The sequence below is a fragment of the Saccharothrix xinjiangensis genome (genome assembly GCF_039527585.1).
GTDB lineage: Bacteria > Actinomycetota > Actinomycetes > Mycobacteriales > Pseudonocardiaceae > Actinosynnema > Actinosynnema xinjiangensis.
Genome location: NZ_BAAAKE010000003.1, coordinates 246,857 through 264,507, shown reverse-complemented (window position 1 = coordinate 264,507; position 17,651 = coordinate 246,857). Strand labels below are relative to the sequence as shown.

Here is a 17,651-nt window from a genome sequence, read left to right as displayed (position 1 = left end):
CCGCCGAGTCCACCGACCGGGCGGCCGCGAGGGGGCTATGGCGGTGGCCCCCTCGCGGTTCGCCGCTGACCGCCGCCCGCTCAGAGGTGCGCGCGCAGGTGGCGCAGCCGCCGCTCGTCGTGCACCCGGGGCACCGCGTGCCCGCTGAACGGGAACACCGCCATCTCCTTCGGCGCGGTGATCTCGTTGTACGCCGCGTACACCGTGGACGGCGGGCACACCTCGTCCATCAGGCCCACGCTCAGCAGCGACGTGGCCGTGATCCGGCGGGACAGCAGCGCGCCGTCCACGTACCGCAGGGTGTCCAGCGCCCGCGGGATCAGGTCCACGTGCTGGGCCAGGAACTGCGAGATCTCCGCGTACGGCTCGGCGGCGGTGATGGTGACCGCCCGCTGGAAGTCGCACAGGAACGGCACGTCCGCGTGGCACACCTTGACCGCGTCGCCGTTGAGCGCCGCCGCGGCCAGCGCCAGCCCGCCGCCCTGGCTGCCGCCCGACACGGCGACCCTGGCCGCGTCCACCCCGTCCAGGGAGGCGGCCACCTCCACCGCGCGGGCCGCGTCGACCATCAGCCGCGTCACGTAGTAGGTCTCGGGCGAGGCGATGCCCCGCGTCATCACGCCCGGGTGCTCCGGACCGGCGAACCCGGAGTCCGCCGTGGCGCCCAGCGTCCAGCGCCCGCCCTGGCCGCGGGTGTCCATCACGAACACCGCGTAGCCCGCCGCGGGCAGCAGCACGTGCTCCGAGGGCAGCCCGCGCCCGCCGCCGTAGCCGATGTAGCACACCACGGTCGGCAGCTCGGCCACCCCGGACCCGGCCGGCCGGATGTACCAGCCGCGCACCCGGTCGCCGCCGTAACCGGAGAACTCGACGTCCCACACCGGCAGGGGGCCGTAGACGTCCGAGGCGTACGGGGTCAGCACCGGCGGTCGCGCGGCTGCCCGCGCCTCCTCCAGCCGCGCCTTCCACCACGCGTCCAGGTCGTCCGGCTCGGTGGTGGCGGTGCGGTACGTCGCCAGTTCCCGCTCGGACAGGTCGAACCAGGGCACGGAGGTCCCCTTTCCCCATGATCAGTTAAGCGCTTAATCACCCTACCGGGGCGGACTGTCTCAACAGCGGTCTAAACTCATGATCACGCATCGAGGAGGCGCGGTGGGAGCTAAGCGTCCGACCATCTCGGACATCGCGAAGGCGGCCGGCGTGTCCACCGGCGCGGTGTCCTACGCGCTCAACAACCGGCCGGGCGTCTCCGAACCCACCCGCCGCCGCATCATGGACATCGCCGACCGCCTCGGCTGGGTGCCCAGCAGCGCGGCGCGCTCCCTCAGCGACGGCCGCGCCAACGCCATCGGCCTGGTCGTGGACCGGCCCGCCAGGGTGATCGGCGTCGAGCCGTACTTCATGCAGCTCATCTCGGGCATCCAGGGCGCGCTCGCCGGCGGGCCCACGTCGCTGCTGCTCCAGGTCACCGACAACGCCGCCGCCGAGCTGGCCGCCTACCGGCGGTGGTGGGGCGAGCGCCGGGTCGACGGCGTGCTGCTGGTCGACCTGGTGCAGAACGACCCGCGCGTCGAGCTGGTGCAGGAGCTGCGGCTGCCCGCCGTGGTGCTCGGCGAACCGGTCGCGCCCGAGGTCCCGTGCGTGTGGACCGACGACGAGACGGCCGTGATCGAGGTGCTGGAGTACCTGGTCGCGCTCGGCCACCGGCGGATCGTGCGGGTCGCGGGACCCACCAGGTTCGTGCACACCCAGACCAGGTCGCGCGCCTTCACCACGGCCGTCGCCCGGCTCGGCCTGGGCGAGGCGCGGGTGGTCCACGCCGACTACTCGGACGAGGCCGCGGCCCGCGTCACCCGCCGCGTGCTGACCGGCGGGTCGCCGCCCACCGCGCTGGTGTTCGACAACGACGTGATGGCGGTGTCCGCGCTGGGGGTGGCGCACGAGCTGGGGCTGAGCGTGCCGGACCAGCTGTCCCTGGTCGCCTGGGACGACTCCGCGCTGTGCCGCCTGGTCAGGCCCGCGCTGTCGGCGGTGCGCCGGCCGATCGCCGAGCGCGGCGCGGCCGCGGTGCGGTTGCTGCTCGACGTCATCGGGGGCGGACCGGTGGAGCAGGTGAAGACCTCCGACCCGGAGCTGGTGCCGCGGTCGAGCACCGGGCAGGCGCCCGCGGGCTGAGGTGCGCCGGCCGGGCTGCGTCGGGCCGGGCTGCGTCGGGCCGGGCTGCGTCGGGCCGGCGAGCCGGGCGAGTCCGGGTCGGGTCGGTTGCACCGCGCCTGGGAGCGGGGTCGGGTCGGGTGTGGGCGTCGTGTCCGGTTCCGGACAGCTCGGGGGACCGGTCTGGACGCGGCCCGTCCTCCCAAGGCACACTGAGATCGCTTTCTGGGAGCGCTCCCAGTTGTGCTGAGTGCTGCATAAAACGCTGCTGACCTGGACTTTTGGCCACAATTGCCCGTTGACACTTAAGCGGTTAATTGCTTTGGTGTGGGTGCCTGCCCGCCGGGTGGGCGCGCTGCCCTGCGCTCGCCAATGTCAGTGTCGACAACTCCGCGAGGTACACCCATGCGCAAGCGATTCGCCTTGGCCGGCGCAGCCGTCGCCGCCTTGGTCCTCTCACTGCTGACGGTGGTGCCGGCCCAAGCGGCCGCCGGCTTCACGGTCGCCAACGGGCGCCTGCTGGACGCCAACGGCAACGACTTCGTGATGCGCGGCGTCAACCACGCGCACACCTGGTACCTGGACCGCACCACCCAGGCGCTGAAGGACATCAAGGCCACGGGCGCCAACACCGTCCGCGTCGTCCTCTCCAGCGGTGACCGGTGGACCCGCAACGACGCCTCGGACGTCAGCAACGTCATCGGCCAGTGCAAGGCCAACAAGCTCATCTGCGTGCTGGAGGTGCACGACACCACCGGCTACCAGGAGCAGAGCGGCGCGGTCAGCCTGGCGCGCGCCGTGGAGTACTGGAAGAGCGTCCAGACCGCCATGGCCGGCCAGGAGAAGTACGTCATCCTCAACATCGGCAACGAGCCGTGGGGCAACACCGGCTACACCGGGTGGACGCAGGCGACCAAGGACGCCATCACGTCGCTGCGCTCGGCCGGCTTCCAGCACACGATCATGGTCGACGCGCCGAACTGGGGCCAGGACTGGGCCTTCACCATGCGTGACAACGCCCAGTCGGTGTTCGACGCCGACCCCCAGAAGAACACGGTGTTCTCCATCCACATGTACGGCGTGTTCGACACGGCCGCCGAGGTCAACGACTACCTCAACCGGTTCGTGTCGGCGAAGCTGCCGATCGTGGTCGGCGAGTTCGGCTACGACCACAGCGACGGCAACCCCGACGAGGACACCATCTTCGCCACCACCCAGCAGCTCAAGCTGGGCTACCTGGCCTGGTCGTGGTCCGGCAACGGCGGCGGCGTCGAGTACCTGGACATGGTCACCGGCTTCAACGCCTCCCAGCTGACCACCTGGGGCCAGCGCGCGATCAACGGCGCCAACGGCATCAAGGCCACCTCCAAGGAGGCCAGCGTGTACGGCGGTGGCGGCGACCCGGGCGACACCACCCCGCCCAGCGCGCCCGGCACCCCGACCTCCAGCGGCGTGACCTCGTCGTCGGTCACGCTGGCCTGGTCCGCCGCCACCGACAACGTCGGCGTCGCCGGCTACGACGTGGTCCGGGTCAGCGGCACCACCGAGACCGCGGCGGCCTCCTCCGCCACCACGAGCGCGACCGTCACCGGCCTGTCCGCGGGCACCGCCTACACCTTCGCGGTGTACGCGCGCGATGCGGCGGGCAACCGCTCGACCCGGTCGAACACGGTCAACGTCACCACCCAGACCGGTGGCGGCGGCCCGGCCGGCTGCGCGGTCACCTACAAGGTCGCCGGCCAGTGGCAGGGCGGTTTCCAGGGCGACGTGAAGATCGCCAACACGGGCGCCACCGCGGTCAGCGGCTGGACGCTGCGCTGGACCTGGGCCAACGGTCAGACCGTGTCGCAGTCGTGGGGCGCCACGACGAGCCAGTCGGGCACCGCGCTGAGCGCGACCAACGTGTCCTACAACGCCGCGATCCCGGCCAACGGCTCGGTGAGCTTCGGCTTCATCGGCTCGTGGAACGGCGCCAACGCCGCGCCCACGGCGTTCACCCTCAACGGCGCCTCCTGCACCACCGCCTAGGGGGCTGCGATGTCGAAGGGAATCGCGGTGCCGGCGCTGCTCGCGGCGCTGGCCACGGTGATCGGGCTCCTCGTGGCCGTGCCGGGGCAGGCGTCCGTCCAGGCCGCCGCCCCGACGCGGATCATGGCGCTCGGCGACTCGATCACCGGGTCGCCGGGCTGCTGGCGCGCGTTGCTGGACCGGGACCTGCGCGCCGCCGGGCACTCGGACATCGACTTCGTGGGCACCCGCGCCGGTGACGGTTGCGGTTTCGCCTACGACGGCGAGAACGAGGGGCACGGCGGGGCGCTGGTCACCGCGGTGGCCGACCAGAACCAGCTCGTGGGCTGGCTCAACGCCACCAACCCGAACGTGGTGATCATGCACTTCGGGACCAACGACGTGTGGAGCAACCGGTCCACGGCGACCATCCTGGCCGCCTACTCCAAGCTGGTCGACCAGATGCGCGCCAACAACGCGTCGATGCGGGTCATCGTCGCGAAGATCATCCCGATGGCGGCGAGCGCCTGCGCCGAGTGCCCCCAGCGGGTGGTCGACCTGAACGCGGCGATCCCCGGCTGGGCGGCGGGCAAGTCCACCGCGCGGTCGCCGATCACCGTGGTCGACCAGTGGACCGGGTTCTCCACCGGGAGCGACACCTACGACGGCGTGCACCCGAACGCCGCCGGTGACCGCAAGATCGCCAACAGGTGGATCCCGGCCGTGGTGTCCGCGCTCGACGGCGCCACGCCCACGTCCACGACCACCAGCACGACCACCAGCACGACGACGACCACGACCACCACGACCACGACCACGACGACGACTTCGTCGCCGGGCGGGACGTGCGCGGTCGAGATCGGGATCGGCAACCGGTGGCCGGGCGGGTTCTCGGCCACGATCGTCCTCCGCAACCCGGGCGCGTCGGCCGGCCGGAGCTGGTCCGTCCGCTTCGACCTCGGCGCGGGGATGACCGTGGCCCAGGGCTGGAACGGCACGTTCAGCCAGAGCGGCCGCACCGTCACGGTGGCCAACGCCTCGTGGAACGGGTCCGTCCCGCCCGCGGGCTCCGTCACCGCCGGGTTCAACGGCACCGGCGACCCGACCGGCTGGAACCCCGCGCCGGTCTGCGCGCTGGGCTGATTCGTGCAGGGGGTGCCGGCCTCGCGCCGGCACCCCCTCGCGCGCGACCTGGCCGACCCGTGGAGTGGCGCAGGTCACAGGCGGGTTCGTGTAGAGAACCCGCGACCGGCTACGTCCTGGGTGTGAGAGCGCCGAACCGGGCGCACCGCACCGAGGAGTCCGACATGGCGAAGTTCCTGCTCCTGATGAACTACGGCTCCAGCGCCACCTGCGACACCCCGATGGACCAGTGGGCTCCTGAGGACATCGCGGCGCACATCAAGTTCCAGCAGGACCTCGGCGCGGCCCTGGCGGGCACCGGCGAGCTGGTCGACGCGCAGGGCCTGTCGGGCCCCGAGCTGGCCAAGCGGGTCGTCAACACGGGCTCCGGCGCGCCCGTCGTCACCGACGGCCCGTTCGCGGAGTCCAAGGACGTGGTGGCGGGTTACTGGCTGGTCGACGCCACCCTGGAGCGCGCGCTGGAGATCGCGGCGCAGGCGTCCGCCGCGCCCGGCCCGAACGGCGTGCCGCTCGGCCAGGCGATCGAGGTGCGCGAGCTGATGTCCGCGCCCGAGGTGTGAGCCGCGAACACCCCTGCCTTGGGTAGCCTGGAATGGGGGGTGGGGACCATGACCGAGCGCAAACCCGCTGGTATGGACTTCGAGAGCTGGATCGACCGGCAGATCCGCGAGGCCCAGGAGCGCGGCGAGTTCGACGACCTGCCGGGCGCGGGCAAGCCGCTGGAGGGCCTCCGGGAGCCGCACGACGAGCTGTGGTGGGTGAAGGAGAAGCTGCGCCGCGAGGAGGGCACCGCCCTGCCGCCCACGCTGCTGCTGCGCAAGGAGGCCGCGGCGGCGCGGGAGGCGGCCGGGCGGGCGTCGTCGGAGGCCGAGGTGCGGCGGGTCCTGGCGGAGGTCAACGCGAAGATCGAGGACGCGATCCGCAAACCCCGGTCCGGCCCGCCGCTGAACCTGATGCCGTTCGACGTGGAGCACGTGGTGGGGGAGTGGCGGGCCGCCCGCCGCTAGGGCCACCACCGCAGGGTGTCGCCGACCGCCTCGGAGATCCGGATCAGGGCTTCCGGGCCGCCGAGGCGGGCGAGGGCGGGGGCGGTCGCGCCCACCAGGTACGCGAACTGGTCGCGGTTGACGGCGCGGGTGGCGATTTCCAACGACGTCAGGAACGCGTCCTGCGCTTCGGGCAGCTCGGAGAGCTTGACCACCAACTGCAACAGGGGGTTGTAGAAGCCGAAACTGACGGGTGGGTTCCTGTCGGCGAGCTCGTCGGGGAACAAGAGGGTGCCGTAGCGCAGCACGCCTTTCCCGAGTGGGTGCTCGGACAGGAATCGCCGTGCCGACTCGATGCCCAGTTCCCGCAGCTCTCGGCGCTCGGCCCCGGTGAGCCGGTCCGCGAGGGTCGGCAGCACGGATGCGCGGGTGACGTCGTCCTCCTCGGCCTTGGCGCTCTCCACGGCTCGCGCCACGCCGGCCGCAGTCGCCACTTCCGCCGCGGCGAGCAGCGCGTCCGGCAACGACTGGCCCCCGGACCCGCACGTGGCGGCGACGTCCACCGCCAGGTCACCCAGTGCCGGGTCCCGCCGCGCCGGCGCGATCAGCAGGAGGAGGGAGGCGTCGCGGTGCGAAGTCCGTTGCGCGAGCTTTGCCACGTGGAGTCGTTGCTCGTCCGACAGAGTGGGCACCAGCAGGGCGAACATCCGCAACCGGTGGATTTCGTGGAGTTGGGACGCCCTGGCGAGCAGGTCGGTCACGAGAGCACTGCGGCGGTTCTCGGGCACTCGTGCGACCAGCTCAGCGGCCCGAGCCGGCCCGGTGAACGCGTCGGAATCGTCCAGGGCGCGCCGGAACGCCTCCTCCGCCTGGTCCGGGCGCAGGTGGTGGACCAGATGAGCGGCGGCGTAGGGGAATCCGTTCGCCACCACCTCGGCCGCCACCACCTCGGCATCCTCGGAAGGTGGCGGGCGAGCCACACCCGGGTCCGGAACAACTCGCGCTCGTCCTTGATGGCGTCGATCGCGGCCATGGCCGCGGTCATGGCGGGACCGCGCGACGACGCGGGCGCGGCCAGGGCGAGGCGCGTCCTGGCGCGTGCGTGGGTCGCGCCGCTCGACGAGGCGGCCACCTCCATCGCTCGGCGCAACAGGACCGGACGTCGTTCGGCGGGGATGTGCGCCAGCACCTTGGGCAGGTGGCGCCACCCCGAGCCGCCCCGCATCAGGGAGAAGATCTCGTCCAACGCGCGCCCCAGCACTTCCTGGAGTTGGTCGCCGGACACGACGGAGAGCAGTTCGACGAGCGCGGAGGCACGAGCGTGGCGGTTGTCGGCCGTGCCGGCGAACTCGACGACCTCCTGCTGGAGGGTGGCCGGCAGGTGCTCGAACAACCCGATCATTCCCAGGGAGTGTTCCGCGGCGTCACGGGTGGCACCCACCGCGCGCCAGACCAGCTCGGCGAAACGCGGCTTGGCCTCGGCCGGGGCCTGGGCGGCTGCCGCGAAGAGCACGGTGATCTCGGCTCGCGGCGACGTGATGGTCTCGGCGATCTCCACGAGCTGATCGCTCGTCGCGTGCCCGACCCACCCCGGTCTGCGCGCCGCGGCGGCCCGGCGGTACTCATCCGGGATTTCCCCGACCAGCTCCGGCAAGTCCCGCCGACGCTCGGGCGGGAGGTGGGCTCGGAGTTCGGACAACGCCTCGACGCGGTCGGGATCGCTCCGGGGACGATGTCGAGCACCCGCGCGGTGAGGGCGGGCCTGCGGTCCGCCGGCAGGCGCAGCAAGAGCCGCCTCAAGAAGGTCAGCCGCCTTGACGGGTCGGTGATGGTCCCGGTCGCCTCGACGACGCCGTCGAGCAGGTGTTCCGGGAGGCGCCCCGCCATCAAGATCAAGGCGTCGGCGCGCCGCTCCTCGTCGGTGATGTCCACCGCGATGCGCAACACGGTGGACAGGAGCCTTTCGGGCAGGTGCGGCAGCAGCACGCCCAATGACACGGGACGAGGCTCGGCGATTGGTGGCGAACGTGCGCGAGGGCGCGTTCCGGGGTCCAGACGCCGTGCTCGACCAGGGCCGCGATCACATCGCTCGGGGAACCAGCGATGCGACCGGTGACCGAGGAGGTCATGAGCAGGTACCGCACCAGGTCGACCAGCGCGGGAGCGGGACGGCCGGCGGCCACGGCTTCGTCCACCCGCTGCCGGGCTCGGGTGGTGGCCGGCGCCAGGTCCGCCAGGTACGTGTCGATGCCGTCGACCGCGTCGTGCGCGGCGAACCAGGTGTTGCGGCCGTCCTCCTCGGCGGTGAGCAGCCGGTGGAGGTCGGCTTCACGACCGGCGCCCACCAGGTGGCGCGCCAGGTTCCGCAGGGCGTAGTCGTCCACGGTCGACAGGCAGCGGTCGGCGATGCGCCCGTGCGCGGACCTCGTCGCCTCGGCCAGGGCGTCGGCCCACGCGCGCTCGTCGTCCGACCCGTCGGCCGGCACCGCGCCGTCCACCAGCTCCCGGAAGCTCGCGTGGTAGATCGCGTACCGGCGCGGTGACTCGTCGGTCGCGGTGAGGAACGGCCGCAGGTCGTGCCGGCACCACTGCCGGACGTCCGCCCCGGTCAGCCCGGACAGGGTGGTGACGTCCAGCGGCTCGGCCGCCGCGGTGAGGGTGGCGAGCAGGGGGAGCAGGCCGGTTCGCCAGTCGGGGGAGCCGGACCACCTCGTCAGCTGGGCCGTGTAGTAGGCGCGCAGGTTCGGCGGTAGGGAGGCCAGCTCGTCCGGCTGTCGCGTGCCGAGCCTGATCTCGTGCAGCAGGTACCGCAGGTACACCCAGACGCCACCGCAGCGGTCGGCCAGGGTGGTCGCGAGGTCGGGGTCCTCGACCAGCGTCGACAGGTGGGCGCCCAGGTCGGCGCGGTTGCGCGGGTCATCCGCTTCGATGCGCACCACCCGTGACGGCGAGTCGCTCGCCGGGCGCGCCGCGCCCGTGCGGTACGTCCCGACCACGTGCACGCCCGGCGGCAGCGTGTGAGGCAGGCCCCACGGGAGGCCGCCGGACTGCTCGGCCTCGTCGGCCCCGTCCACGACCAGCGCCGGCGGGCCCTGGTCGGCGGCCTCGCCGAGCAGCGCTTCGAAGCCCTCCGGCGCGTAGGCCCGGTCGGGCAGCACGCCGCCCGGCACCAGGGCGGACAGGTCTCGGAGCCGCGCCAACTGCCCCGCGAGGTTCTGCAACCCGACCCGGACCGCGCCGCCGTTGGCGTACCGGGCGAAGTGCGACGGCCACCCGCGCTCGCGCGCCAGGTGCGCCGCGAACGCGGTCTTGCCCAGACCGGCTTCCGCCTCCACCCACAGGTAGCCGCAGGGCCCGGTCAGGAACTCGTCGACCTCGCGGAGCAGCCACCGGCGGCCGGTGAAGCCGTCGGCCAGGACGTCGTGGAAGACCTTCGCGGGTCGCGCACCGCGACCCGCAGGGGCACGGAGGTCGGGCCGAGGTGCACCGCGCCGATCGACGCGCTCTGGAAGACGGCGCCGTGCACCGGGCCGCTCGTCTCGTTGCGCACCTCCACCCGGCCATCCTGGCAGTCAGGACATCCCGGCGGCGTCGAGCAACGCCGTGGCGGTCCGGACGCCCAGGCCTCCCAGGGGTTCGGCGCGGAGCACCGCGCGGGTCGAGGACCCGTCGAAGACCACGGTCAGCTGGGCGGCCAGCGCGTCCGGGTCGGTGACGCCCGCCGCCCGCGCCTCCGCGGCGAAGAAGTCCGTCAGGCCCTGCTTCCGCCGGCGCGCCACGTCGTTGGCCGGGTGGTCCGGGTCCTTCAGCTCCACCGCCGTGGCGACGAGGGGGCAGCCGCGGTAGCCCGGCCTCGTGGTGAGGGCGTCCTGGGCCTGGAAGACGTGCAGGACGCGGTCGCGCGGGGCTCCGCCCCCCGGTGGGAGCAGCAGGGCGTCGTAGGTCGGGCCGCGGCGCTCCAGGCTGGCCGCGATCAGCTCGTCCTTGCTCTCGAACAGCTGGTACATCGACCGCTTCGAGACGCCCGCCGCCCGGCACAGGGCGTCGACGCCGACGCCCACGCCCTCCTGGTGGAACAGCTCGCCCGCGGCGTCGAGCAGGCGGTCGCGTGGAGAGGTCACACCGGGCAGGTTACCCCGTCGCTTGCGCGGAGGAAACAGATCGGTTTACAGTGCCAGGAAACAGATCGGTTTCCATCCTTGGAGGGGCATCATGACCATCATCAACGGCGCGACCGCGCTCGTCACCGGCGGCAGCCGCGGCATCGGCAAGGCGCTGGTCGAGGCCCTGTACGCCAGGGGCGCGCGCAAGGTCTACGCCACTGCCCGCGACCCGCGCGCGGTCACGCACCCCGACGCCGTCCCGCTCGCCCTGGAGGTGACCGACCCCGCCTCGGTCGCCGCGGCGGTCCGCGAGGCGGACGACGTCACGATCCTGGTCAACAACGCGGGCGGGCTCGTCCGGGCCTCGTTCCTCGACTCGCCGGTCGAGGACGTCCGCCGCGAGTTCGAGACCAACTTCTACGGCCCGCTGAACGTCACCCGCGCCTTCGTCCCGATCATCGAGCGCCACGGCGGCGGCCACCTGCTCACCGTGGCCTCGGCCCTGTCCTGGGCCGCCCTCAGCGGCTCCTACAGCGCCTCCAAGGCCGCTCTCTGGTCCCAGACCAACTCGTTGCGCCTGGACCTGCGCACGCGCGGCATCCGCGTCACCGGACTGCACGTCGGCTACGTGGACACCGACATGACCGCGGCCGTCACCGCGCCCAAGAGCGACCCGCGCCACGTCGCGGAACTGGCCCTGGACGGCGTCGAGGCCGACGCCTTCGAGGTGCTGGCCGACGAGGTGTCGCGGCGCGCGAAGGCCGCGCTGGCGCAGGAGATCGCCGTGCAGTACCCGGTGCTCGCCGGCTGACCGGCGAACGAACCGAAAATGCCGGGACCGTCCACTGGGGACGGTCAGGGGCACGCCGCGACTGAGCTGGGCAGCACGGGGTGGGCGGTCAGCCGGTCCAGCCTGCGCCGCCACGGCGCGAGCGGCCGGCCCGCCCGCGCGGCGACCACCGAGACCACGTGCGCCCCGACCACGGCCGTGGTGAAGCCCTCGGCCTCCTCGCGCACGTCCGCGCCCGCCACGACCTCGCCCGCCGCCGCCGCCCGGTGGAGCAGGTCGCGCACCACGGCCGTGAGGCAGGCGAAGTGCACGCCCGCCACCAGGTCGAACAGCTCGCTGGTGTAGAGCAGCCGCGCGCCGACCCGCACGGTCCGGTCCTCGTGCACCAGCAGGCCCATCCGCTCGGTCAGGGCGATCAGCGTGCGCAGCGGCCCGCCGCCGGCGCCCTCCAGCTCGGCGCGCACGTCGTGCCAGCGGCGGAAGTACTCCTCGACCACGGCGACCGCGAGCGCCTGCTTGGACGGGAAGTGCCGGTACAGCGCGCCCTTCGTCACCGAGACGCGCCGGCAGACGGCCTCCAGCGACGTGGACTCGTAACCCTGGCGGTCGAACAGCTCGATGCTCGCGGCGACCAGGGCGGCCCTCGTGCGGGGTCCCCTGGTCGGATCGTTCACGCGAAGCCTCCACGGCATCGATTTTCGATGACACACGGTAGTCAATTGAGCACGCCAAGTCAACGAGGCGGGTCGACCCGCAAGCCCGCCCACACCTCCGGCCGCACCACGGCGGGCAGCCAGGAGCGCCAGACCCGCGCCAGGCCCAGGGCCACCGCGTCGGCCGCGTCCACCGCCATCCCCACCAGGTGCGCGCCCACCAGCTCGGCCACGAGGCCCTCCGCCAGCGACGGCAGGTCGCCGTCCTCGCGCAGCTCGCCGCGCGCCGCCGCGCCGCGCAGCAGGTCGTGCGCCGTGGACCGCCACCGCGCGAGCTGCCGCTCGGCGACCTCCTCCCACACCGGCGACTGGAACACCAGCCGCCGCACCACCGGGTCGTCCGTCGCGTAGCCGAGGTCCACCAGCACCTGCAACGGGCTGCGGTGGACGCGCTGGAGCCGTTCGCGCGCCCGCGCCCACTCGCGGGCGTGCTCCTCCACCAACGCCACCGCGAGCGCCTTCTTCGAGCTGAAGTGGCCGTACAGCGCGCCTTTCGTGACGCCGGCGCGGAGGCAGACGTCGTCGACGGTCGCCCGCACGTACCCGTGGCGCTCGAACACCTCGGCCGCCGCCGCGAGCAGCTCGTCGCGGGTCGTCACCGCCGTCTGCGGGTCCACCGGGCGACCGCCGCCGCCCGCTCCAGCTCGCGCGCCGGGGTGTCGAGCACCCGACCGAGCCACGCCCGCCAGTACGGGCCGGGGATGCGCTTGCCGCGCTCCCACCGGGACACCTCCTCGCGGGTGACGCTCGCGTTGCCGGACGCCGCGTGGAGCCGTGACGCCAGGTCGTGCTGGGTCAACCCGCGCCCGCGGCGCAGCTCCGGCAGGAGGTCGCTGATCGGTCGGGGTTCATCCGGCACGGCGGCACCTCTCGTCGGCGATCGGTCGCGATCGTCATCCTGGCACCGATCCGTGCGGCCAATTCGGTGATACCGGCGGAACACCGGCCGTCCCCAGGGCGCGGGCCACCTCCAACGTGTCGGAGTACCAGCGGAAGTCGCTGATCAGGCCGCCCCGGACGGACACCGCGAGGGCGAAGTGGAAGGACCGCGATTCGCCGCTCACGTGCACCCGCGCGTGCAGCCGCCCGGTCAGCACGGCGTCGGAGCCGGCGGCGACCAGGCGACCGGTGGTGACGCGGGTCAGCTCGAACGCGCCGAGGAAGGCGAGGAAGAACGCCTCGACCTCGCGCGGCGAGCGCACCACGTCCGGCCACGGCGCGCCCGGCACGGGCGCCGCCCACCACCGCACCCGGTCGGCGAACAGCCGGCCCGCGCCCGCGGCGTCGGCGGCGGCCCACCGGGCGACGAGCCGCTCCACCGCCGCCGTCGCCCCGCCTACCACCGCGGCCGGTCCGGTCGGTGGGCGGCCGGTGACGTCACGCGGGTCGCGGGCGTCGGTGACCTCGGTGGTGTCACGTGTGGGCCTCCCCGGCACGGTCGTCCCGGACCCAGTGTGGGCCGGGCGCGACCCGGGCGCACGGGGCCATTGGGGTGCTCGCACGAGGTGTTCCGCCGCGCCCGCGAGCGGGCGCACGGGTGCCTGCGGGTGGTACCGGCGGACGGCGGGGCGTCGGCGGAGCGCTCCCGATCGCCGTCTTCCCCGTGCCCCCGGCTCCTCGACCCGACGCCTCGGCGGCGTCACACCCCGTCGAATTCGATTCGATTTCGACAATTCGTCGAAACGGGCCGTCGAACGAACATCGAACCAGGTTACGTCGTTGACGTGCGCCGAACACTTTCGTAATACTCTGTTCGCACTTCTGGATAGCGTTCACGGATATGAACGAACTCGCCGGGGAAGGCCCCTCGACATGCGGATTATCAGTTCTGCGCTCGTGCTCGCCTGCGCCCTCGGCGCGCTGGTCGCCGCACCCGCGCAAGCAGGTCATGACCTGGGCAGACAGGTCTTGCAGCCCGGTGACGGCTGGGCGTCGAGCGGCACCGGCACGACCGGCGGGTCGGCCGCGGCGACCGAGCACGTGGTGCGCACGGTCGCGGAATTGCGGGCCGCGCTGGCGGCGCCCGCACCGCGCCTGATCAAGGTCCGCGGCGTCATCGACCTCCGCCAGGACTGCTCTTCCCACGCGACCGGCGGTTACACGCTGCCCGCCTATTTGGCGGCATACGACCCGGCCGTCTGGGGGCGCGACAGCGAACCCAGCGGCCCGCTGGAAGATGCCCGCGCCGCGTCCGCGCAGCGGCAACTGGCGGCGATCGGCCTCCCCGTGGGGAGCGACACCACGATCGTCGGAGACGGGCGCGGCGCGGGCATCACGGGCGCGAGCCTGCGCGTGCACAACGCGAGCAACGTGATCATCCGCAACCTCACCTTCCGCGACACCCGCGACTGCTTCCCCCAGTGGGACCCGACGGACGGCGCGGACGGCAACTGGAACTCCGCCTACGACGCGGTGTCCCTCCAGCGCGCCACGAACGTGTGGGTCGACCACAACACCTTCACCGACCAGCCCCACCCGGACAGCGCCGCGCCGACCTACTTCGGCCGCCCGTACCAGCAGCACGACGGCTCGCTGGACATGACCAGCGGCACCGACCTGGTCACTGCGTCTTACAACCTGTTCGAGGACCACGGCAAGACGATGCTCATCGGCTCGTCCAACACCTCGACCACCGACCCGGGCAAGCTGCGCGTCTCCGTGCACCACAACGTGTTCCGCAACGTCGAGGAGCGCCTGCCGCGCGTGCGCTTCGGCCAGGTCCACGTCTACAACAACCTCTACGAGCCCGGACCCACGTTCGTCTACGCCTGGGGCGTGGGCGTGCAGTCCGCGCTCTACGTGGAGAACAACTACGTCAAGCTCGGCAACGGCGGCTCCGTCGAAGACCTCATCTACAACTGGGGCGGCACCGCCATCACCGAGACCGGCACCCTCGTCGACGGCCGGCCGGTCGACGTGCTCGACGCCTTCAACGCCGCCAACCCGACCGCGACCCTGTCCGGCGTCGCCGGGTGGACGCCCGTGCTGAACCGCGGCCTGGAACCCGCCCACCGGGTGAAGAACCTCAAGGCCGGCGCGCTCCAGCGCGAGCGCTACCACGTCGCCAAGGGCACCGACTTCGACACCGTGCAGGCCGCGATCGACGCCGCGCCGGCGGGCACCACCATCACCATCGGCAAGGGCGTCTACCGCGAGGTGATCAGGGTCCCCGCCACCAAGCGGGACCTCACCCTCAAGGGCTCCACCGGCACCGCCCGCGACGTGGTCGTCGACTACGACAACGCGAGCGGCACCCCGAAGCCCGACGGCACCACCCACGGCACCACGGGCTCGGCCACGGCCACCATCGAGGCCGACGGCTTCACCGCCCGCGACCTCACCTTCAGCAACTCCTTCGACCGCGCCGCGCACCCCGGCATCACCGCCACCCAGGCGGTCGCGGTCAAGGCCACCGGCGACCGGCAGTACTACGACCGGGTCCGCTTCCTCGGCCACCAGGACACCCTGTACGCCGACACCGGGTCCGCGGGCACCCGCGCCCGCCAGTACTACCGGGGCGGCGAGATCGTCGGCGACGTCGACTTCGTCTTCGGCCGCGCCACCGCCGTGTTCGACCAGGTCAAGATCCACGCGCTGCACCGCGACGGCGAGCCCGCCGGGTACGTCACCGCCGCCAGCACCCGCCGCGACAACCCCCGCGGCTTCCTCATCGTGAACTCGACCATCACCAGCGACGCGCCCGACGGCTCCTACTACCTGGGCCGCCCGTGGCACCCCGGCGGCGACCCGGACGCCGTCGGCTCCGTCGTCATCCGCGACACCGAGCTGCCCGCCGCGGTGAAGGCCGCCCCGTGGACCGACATGTCCGGCTTCCCGTGGCGCGAGGCCCGGTTCGCCGAGTACCGCAACTCCGGTCCCGGCGCGGGCACGGGCGCGGACCGGCCGCAGCTCACCGCCGAGCAGGCCCGGCAGCACACCGTCCGCGCGTACCTCGGCGACTGGATCCCCGCATGAGGACCCGCACCTGGGCGCCCTACGCGCTCATCGCACCGACGCTGGTGCTCATGGCGGTGTTCCTGGTCTACCCGATCGGCAGCGTCGTCTACTACAGCCTCCAGCGCTACAACGTCACCCAGCCCTGGAAGAACGGCTTCGCCGGGCTGGACAACTTCAAGCAGATGCTGTTCGACGACCCGCTGTTCTGGCAGAGCCTCGCGTTCAGCGCCAAGTGGGTGCTGGTCGAGGTCGGGCTCCAGCTCGTGCTCGGCCTGGTCCTCGCGCTGATCGTGAACGAGACGTTCGTCGGCCGGGGCGTCGCGCGGGCCCTGGTGTTCTCGCCGTGGGCGGTCTCGGGCGTGCTCACCACGGGCATCTGGATCCTGCTGCTCAACCCGTCCACCGGCATCTTCCAGGTGCTCTCCGAGTGGGGCATCGGCTCGCCGGGCACCTCCGTGCTCGGCAACCCCGACACGGTGTTCGACGCCCTCGTGGTGACCGAGCTGTGGCGCGGCGTGCCGTTCTTCGCGATCCTGCTGCTCGCCGACCTCCAGAGCATCCCCAAGGACCTCTACGAGGCGGCGTCGGTGGACGGCGCGAACCGGTGGCGGCGCTTCACCAGCGTCACCCTGCCGCACCTCAAGGACGCGATCATCCTGTCCACCCTGCTGCGGGCGGTGTGGGAGTTCAACAACGTGGACCTCATCTACACCCTGACCGGCGGCGGGCCCGCCAACCAGACCACCACCCTGCCGCTGTACGTGGCGCGGCAGGCCGTCGACTCGCACAACTTCGGGTACGGCTCGGCGCTCACCGTGGCCGGGTTCCTCATCCTGCTGTTCTTCTCGATCCTGTACCTGCGCGTGTCGAAGTTCGGGAGCCGTGCATGACCGAGACCCTGGGCAAGACCGACACCCTGGTGCGGGAGGTCGTCGACACCACGCACCGGAGGCCACCGGTCAAGCGGCGCCCGCGGCCCGTGGCCGAGGAGCCGGGCAAGCGGTGGCTCATCCACCTGCCGCTGGCGCTCTACCTGCTGTTCACCATCGTCCCGTTCTACTGGATGCTGGTGTTCGCGGTGCGGCCGACCGGCTCGACGCAGCTGGTGCCGTGGCCGATCTCGTTCGAGCACTTCGACACGGTGTGGAACGACATCGGGTTCGGCGTGTTCTTCTACAACAGCGTGGTCATGGGCCTCGGCGTGCTCGTGTTCGTGACCCTGCTGTCGGTGATGGGCGGGTACGCGCTGGCGCGGTTCAAGTTCCGCGGCCAGAAGGTCTTCCTGCTGGCGATGCTGTGCAGCCAGTTCATCCCCGGCGCGATGATGCTGATCCCGCTGTTCGTGATCTTCAAGGGCCTCGGGCTGCTCAACAGCATCACCGGCCTGGTCATCGCGGAGGTGGCGTTCCAGCTGCCGCTGTCGCTGATCCTGATGGCGGGGTTCATCCGCAACATCTCCGTGGAGCTCGAAGAAGCCGCGATGGTGGACGGTTGCTCGCGCCTGCGCGCGTTCTTCGCCGTCGTCCTGCCGCAGCTCAAGCCCGCCCTCGTGGCGGTCGGGTCGTTCGCGTTCATCGGCGCCTGGAACAACTTCCTGTTCGCGCTGATGTTCGCGACCAGGCAGGACAAGTTCACCCTGCCGGTCGGCCTCAGCTACACGCTGGGTGAGTTCAACACCGACTTCGGGGCACTCGCCGCCGGTGGCGTGGTCGCGGCCGTGCCGGTGGTCCTGGTTTTCGCCGTCGTGCAGCGGTTCCTGGTGCAGGGGCTCAGCGCCGGGGCTGTCAAGGGATAGGAG

At 72.4% G+C, this 17,651-nt stretch carries 19 protein-coding genes; 9 read left to right on the top strand and 10 right to left on the bottom strand.

Features of this window, described 5'->3' with window-relative positions; genetic code table 11:
• Positions 1-80: 80 nt before the first annotated feature.
• On the bottom strand, positions 81-1,049 hold the full coding sequence (locus tag ABD223_RS09360) for an acetylxylan esterase (RefSeq protein WP_344035612.1): 969 nt from the start codon (positions 1,047-1,049) through the stop codon (positions 81-83).
• Positions 1,050-1,152: 103 nt separating this feature from the next.
• Here ABD223_RS09360 and ABD223_RS09355 point away from each other — a divergent pair, with 103 nt between their 5' ends.
• From ABD223_RS09355 to ABD223_RS09335, 5 genes are all read left to right on the top strand, one after another.
• Entirely contained in the window at positions 1,153-2,175 is a 1,023-nt protein-coding gene (locus ABD223_RS09355) for a LacI family DNA-binding transcriptional regulator (RefSeq protein ID WP_344035611.1), read from the top strand.
• A 384-nt stretch (positions 2,176-2,559) separates the two neighbouring features.
• The gene (locus ABD223_RS09350) at positions 2,560-4,182 is read left to right on the top strand and encodes a cellulase family glycosylhydrolase (RefSeq protein ID WP_344035610.1); all 1,623 of its coding nucleotides are present in this window, start codon (positions 2,560-2,562) and stop codon (positions 4,180-4,182) included.
• 9 nt (positions 4,183-4,191) lie between these two features.
• Positions 4,192-5,304 carry a cellulose binding domain-containing protein gene (locus ABD223_RS09345; RefSeq protein WP_344035609.1) on the top strand — a complete coding sequence of 371 codons (1,113 nt, stop codon included), beginning with the start codon at positions 4,192-4,194 and terminating at the stop codon, positions 5,302-5,304.
• A 164-nt stretch (positions 5,305-5,468) separates the two neighbouring features.
• Positions 5,469-5,864, top strand: a complete 396-nt coding sequence (locus ABD223_RS09340; protein WP_344035608.1) for a YciI family protein — start codon at positions 5,469-5,471, stop codon at positions 5,862-5,864.
• Positions 5,865-5,912: 48 nt separating this feature from the next.
• A complete protein-coding gene (locus ABD223_RS09335; protein ID WP_344035607.1) occupies positions 5,913-6,311 on the top strand; it encodes a DnaJ family domain-containing protein in 399 nt (132 codons plus the stop codon).
• Here ABD223_RS09335 and ABD223_RS09330 read toward each other — a convergent pair.
• From ABD223_RS09330 to ABD223_RS09310, 5 genes are all read right to left on the bottom strand, one after another.
• Positions 6,308-7,051: a hypothetical protein gene (locus ABD223_RS09330; RefSeq protein ID WP_344035606.1), complete on the bottom strand. Its 744-nt coding sequence runs from the start codon at positions 7,049-7,051 to the stop codon at positions 6,308-6,310. The two genes, ABD223_RS09335 and ABD223_RS09330, sit on opposite strands and share 4 nt — an antisense overlap.
• Positions 7,048-7,989 (bottom strand): hypothetical protein, encoded by a 942-nt coding sequence (locus tag ABD223_RS09325; RefSeq protein ID WP_344035605.1) that lies wholly within the window; start codon positions 7,987-7,989, stop codon positions 7,048-7,050. Before ABD223_RS09325 ends, ABD223_RS09330 begins: the two co-directional genes overlap by 4 nt.
• 193 nt (positions 7,990-8,182) lie before the next feature.
• Complete coding sequence (locus tag ABD223_RS09320) at positions 8,183-9,625, bottom strand: hypothetical protein (protein WP_344035604.1); 1,443 nt, start codon at positions 9,623-9,625, stop codon at positions 8,183-8,185.
• 23 nt (positions 9,626-9,648) lie between these two features.
• Entirely contained in the window at positions 9,649-9,846 is a 198-nt protein-coding gene (locus ABD223_RS09315; protein WP_344035603.1) for a hypothetical protein, read from the bottom strand.
• Positions 9,847-9,862: 16 nt separating this feature from the next.
• Positions 9,863-10,411 carry a TetR/AcrR family transcriptional regulator gene (locus tag ABD223_RS09310; protein ID WP_344035602.1) on the bottom strand — a complete coding sequence of 183 codons (549 nt, stop codon included), beginning with the start codon at positions 10,409-10,411 and terminating at the stop codon, positions 9,863-9,865.
• A 91-nt stretch (positions 10,412-10,502) separates the two neighbouring features.
• Here ABD223_RS09310 and ABD223_RS09305 point away from each other — a divergent pair, with 91 nt between their 5' ends.
• Complete coding sequence (locus ABD223_RS09305; RefSeq protein ID WP_344035601.1) at positions 10,503-11,204, top strand: SDR family oxidoreductase; 702 nt, start codon at positions 10,503-10,505, stop codon at positions 11,202-11,204.
• Positions 11,205-11,248: 44 nt separating this feature from the next.
• Here the strand turns inward: ABD223_RS09305 and ABD223_RS09300 are convergent, their stop codons facing one another.
• The 4 genes from ABD223_RS09300 to ABD223_RS09285 are packed head-to-tail and all read right to left on the bottom strand — an operon-like array spanning position 11,249 to position 13,332.
• Positions 11,249-11,857 (bottom strand): TetR family transcriptional regulator, encoded by a 609-nt coding sequence (locus tag ABD223_RS09300; RefSeq protein WP_344035599.1) that lies wholly within the window; start codon positions 11,855-11,857, stop codon positions 11,249-11,251.
• A 59-nt stretch (positions 11,858-11,916) separates the two neighbouring features.
• Entirely contained in the window at positions 11,917-12,513 is a 597-nt protein-coding gene (locus ABD223_RS09295) for a TetR family transcriptional regulator (protein WP_344035597.1), read from the bottom strand.
• Positions 12,492-12,755, bottom strand: a complete 264-nt coding sequence (locus ABD223_RS09290; RefSeq protein WP_344035596.1) for a helix-turn-helix domain-containing protein — start codon at positions 12,753-12,755, stop codon at positions 12,492-12,494. Before ABD223_RS09290 ends, ABD223_RS09295 begins: the two co-directional genes overlap by 22 nt.
• Before the next feature lie 34 nt (positions 12,756-12,789).
• On the bottom strand, positions 12,790-13,332 hold the full coding sequence (locus tag ABD223_RS09285; RefSeq protein WP_344035595.1) for a nuclear transport factor 2 family protein: 543 nt from the start codon (positions 13,330-13,332) through the stop codon (positions 12,790-12,792).
• 376 nt (positions 13,333-13,708) lie between these two features.
• Here ABD223_RS09285 and ABD223_RS09280 point away from each other — a divergent pair, with 376 nt between their 5' ends.
• The 3 genes from ABD223_RS09280 to ABD223_RS09270 are packed head-to-tail and all read left to right on the top strand — an operon-like array spanning position 13,709 to position 17,648.
• Entirely contained in the window at positions 13,709-15,871 is a 2,163-nt protein-coding gene (locus ABD223_RS09280; RefSeq protein WP_344035594.1) for a pectinesterase family protein, read from the top strand.
• Positions 15,868-16,743 (top strand): carbohydrate ABC transporter permease, encoded by an 876-nt coding sequence (locus ABD223_RS09275; protein ID WP_344035593.1) that lies wholly within the window; start codon positions 15,868-15,870, stop codon positions 16,741-16,743. The genes ABD223_RS09280 and ABD223_RS09275 overlap by 4 nt, the downstream gene beginning before the upstream one ends.
• Positions 16,740-17,648, top strand: coding sequence for a carbohydrate ABC transporter permease (locus tag ABD223_RS09270; RefSeq protein WP_344035592.1), 909 nt, complete (start codon positions 16,740-16,742; stop codon positions 17,646-17,648). Before ABD223_RS09275 ends, ABD223_RS09270 begins: the two co-directional genes overlap by 4 nt.
• Positions 17,649-17,651 lie beyond the last annotated feature (3 nt).

Bases quoted from the DNA above. Each gene is read 5' to 3' on its own strand.
- ABD223_RS09350 (WP_344035610.1), top strand. From the start codon at position 2,560: ATGCGCAAGCGATTCGCCTTGGCCGGCGCAGCCGTCGCCGCCTTGGTC.
- ABD223_RS09345 (WP_344035609.1), top strand. From the start codon at position 4,192: ATGTCGAAGGGAATCGCGGTGCCGGCGCTGCTCGCGGCGCTGGCCACG.
- ABD223_RS09340 (WP_344035608.1), top strand. From the start codon at position 5,469: ATGGCGAAGTTCCTGCTCCTGATGAACTACGGCTCCAGCGCCACCTGC.
- ABD223_RS09335 (WP_344035607.1), top strand. From the start codon at position 5,913: ATGACCGAGCGCAAACCCGCTGGTATGGACTTCGAGAGCTGGATCGAC.
- ABD223_RS09305 (WP_344035601.1), top strand. From the start codon at position 10,503: ATGACCATCATCAACGGCGCGACCGCGCTCGTCACCGGCGGCAGCCGC.
- ABD223_RS09280 (WP_344035594.1), top strand. From the start codon at position 13,709: ATGCGGATTATCAGTTCTGCGCTCGTGCTCGCCTGCGCCCTCGGCGCG.
- ABD223_RS09275 (WP_344035593.1), top strand. From the start codon at position 15,868: ATGAGGACCCGCACCTGGGCGCCCTACGCGCTCATCGCACCGACGCTG.
- ABD223_RS09270 (WP_344035592.1), top strand. From the start codon at position 16,740: ATGACCGAGACCCTGGGCAAGACCGACACCCTGGTGCGGGAGGTCGTC.